Origin of the sequence: Acinetobacter sp. KAM396 (assembly GCF_021602765.1) — a bacterium.
GTDB lineage: Bacteria > Pseudomonadota > Gammaproteobacteria > Pseudomonadales > Moraxellaceae > Acinetobacter > Acinetobacter towneri_A.
In genome coordinates this window covers 1-902 of record NZ_BPPH01000091.1, presented here as the reverse complement: position 1 = coordinate 902, position 902 = coordinate 1, and the positions used below count along the sequence as shown (strand labels likewise).

Below are 902 nucleotides of genomic sequence, written 5' to 3'. Positions count from 1 at the left end.
TCTCCAACTCGTCACTACGCGCACGTAGACTGCCCGGGCCACGCCGATTATGTTAAAAACATGATTACTGGTGCTGCTCAGATGGACGGCGCGATCCTTGTATGTGCTGCGACTGACGGTCCAATGCCACAAACTCGTGAACACATCCTTCTTTCTCGTCAGGTAGGTGTACCTTACATCATCGTATTCTTAAACAAATGCGACCTTGTAGACGACGAAGAACTTCTTGAACTAGTTGAAATGGAAGTTCGTGAACTTCTTTCTACTTACGACTTCCCAGGTGATGACACTCCAGTTATCCGTGGTTCAGCTCTTCTTGCGCTTAACGGTGACGCTGGTCAATATGGTGAAGCTGCAGTTGAAGCTCTTGTTGAAGCGCTTGACACTTACATCCCAGAGCCAGTACGTGCAATTGACCAAGCATTCTTAATGCCAATCGAAGACGTATTCTCTATTTCTGGTCGTGGTACAGTAGTAACTGGCCGTGTAGAAACTGGTATCGTGAAAGTAGGCGAAGAAGTTGAAATCGTAGGTATCAAAGACACAGTTAAAACAACTGTAACTGGCGTAGAAATGTTCCGTAAACTTCTAGACGAAGGTCGTGCGGGCGAGAACTGTGGTGTTCTTTTACGTGGTACTAAGCGTGAAGACGTACAACGTGGTCAAGTACTTGCTAAACCAGGTACAATCAAGCCACACACTAAATTCGATGCGGAAGTATACGTACTTTCTAAAGAAGAAGGTGGTCGTCACACTCCATTCCTTAACGGTTACCGTCCACAATTCTATTTCCGTACAACTGACGTAACTGGTGCAATCCAGTTGAAAGAAGGCGTTGAAATGGTAATGCCAGGTGACAACGTTGAAATGTCAGTAGAATTAATCCACCCAATCGCAATGGA

General features: G+C 45.6%; 1 protein-coding gene. It reads left to right on the top strand.

All coding sequences use genetic code 11. The features are described from left to right. Positions 1 to 902: elongation factor Tu (gene tuf, locus L6C30_RS14615; protein WP_236163334.1), on the top strand; the 902-nt coding region annotated here is incomplete at both ends.